Annotated in this window: 3 protein-coding genes; all 3 read right to left on the bottom strand. The window is 59.0% G+C overall.

The genetic code is table 11. The features are described from left to right. A partial coding sequence (locus tag VL003_RS08995) for an Hsp33 family molecular chaperone HslO (protein ID WP_325441678.1) occupies positions 1-137 on the bottom strand: 137 nt, incomplete at its 3' end. 32 nt (positions 138-169) lie between these two features. Beyond that, positions 170-697 (bottom strand): gamma carbonic anhydrase family protein, encoded by a 528-nt coding sequence (locus VL003_RS08990; RefSeq protein WP_325441676.1) that lies wholly within the window; start codon positions 695-697, stop codon positions 170-172. 52 nt (positions 698-749) lie between these two features. Continuing rightward, a partial coding sequence (locus VL003_RS08985; RefSeq protein ID WP_325441674.1) for an AMP-binding protein occupies positions 750-1,526 on the bottom strand: 777 nt, incomplete at its 5' end.

Genomic DNA, 1,526 nt, shown 5'->3' with positions numbered 1-1,526 from the left:
AGTTCGCCCAGCAAGCGTTGAACACACGCCGGGTAGGTTTGGTGTTCAAGGCCGGTCTGCCACGCATTATCAAGCTTGACGGCTTGTACGCGAACACTGTGATCCTGAAAAAGGTACTTCTTGAGTAAGTCGCTCATGAGTTGATTTTAGCCCCGGGGCGTTCATTAATTTATGCCTGGTCCAGGCGCTTGAGGCGCTCTCGGTACTCGCGGGCGCGTAGCACGTAGCTCTGGGTGTTTTCGTGCATGGTCTGAATTTCACTGTCGGTTAGCTGGCGCAAGATCTTGCCGACACCCACTACCAGCGAGTTGTCGGGAATCTCGCGGCCTTCGGGAATGATTGCACCTGCACCGATAAGGCAGTTTCGGCCGACACGGGCATTATTGAGCACGATGGCTTGTATGCCCACCAGAGCGCCGTCTTCAATTGTGCAGCCATGCAGCATGGCCTGATGTCCGATGGTGACATTCTGGCCGATGGTCAGCGGTATGCCGGTGTCCACGTGCAACACGCTGCTTTCTTGAACGTTGCTGTTACGGCCTATTTTAATCGCCGCGTTATCGCCGCGGATGGTGGCGTTGGACCAGACGCTGACGCCTGCTTCGAGCACGACATGGCCAATGACATCGGCACTGTCGAAAATAAAGGTGTCTGTGTCGATAATGGGGGTGAGCCCGTCGAACTCGTATATGGCCATGGAATTCCCGTTTCGATTGTTACGCTTAACGGGATTGTATAGCGCCTGGCGTTTATGCCTCGTGCCAGAAGTTTCCGGACTTGTCGATTTTTGCCTGAACGCCGGTAAGCAGCCAGTCGCCCACGAAGCGCGCCTGGGTGGCGTCGCGGTCGTTCCAGTAGCCCCGGAACAGGGTCGGGTCGGGGTGGCCGTTAAGGTCGTAGCGGTTCAGGGCAAGCTCGCCAATAACCTCGGCCGGGCAGGGTCGGCCCTGGGGGTCAAGCACGGTAACCAGATGACCCGGATACGGGCGGCCGATGCTCCCCGGGGCAGTGGGCCACTTTTGCCGGCTGTTCCCCATGAAAAGCTGGGCCTCGGCGATGCCCATCACAATATTGGGTGCAACACCCAGATTGCGTTCACACCATTGATAAACGGCTTCGTTGTCGTGTCCGGCGCCATTGAACGCCACCGAACGCAAGGCGGGTTGCGTAAGGGAAGCCGATGGGTCGGCTTCGAGCGCGATCTGGCGGATCTGGGGCGCCGAGAAATAAGTGTGGCTGACCTGATAGCGGGCAAGAATTTCAAGTGCGCGCGCGCCCGAAAAGCGGCCCAGCGCGGCGACCACGGGTCGGCCAAAATAAAGCGCCGGCAACATGGCCGCCAGCAGCCCTTCGGCGCAGGCCCAGTCGACCGGGCTCCAGAATGGGCCGGCCATGTGGGGAAACCAATTTTGGGCCGCAACGAAGCCCGGCAAGCTGCCAAGCAGTGCATCATGTGACAGCAATACGCCTTTAAGGGGCTTGTGGGTGGAGGTGTCGTAAACCAGCAGCGCGGACTGCGCTGAGCT

The organism is Pusillimonas sp. (assembly GCF_035515275.1).
Classification (GTDB): domain Bacteria; phylum Pseudomonadota; class Gammaproteobacteria; order Burkholderiales; family Burkholderiaceae_B; genus Pusillimonas.
This window is presented reverse-complemented; position numbering and strand designations above follow the sequence as displayed.

Bases quoted from the DNA above. Each gene is read 5' to 3' on its own strand.
- VL003_RS08990 (WP_325441676.1), bottom strand. From the start codon at position 697: ATGGCCATATACGAGTTCGACGGGCTCACCCCCATTATCGACACAGAC.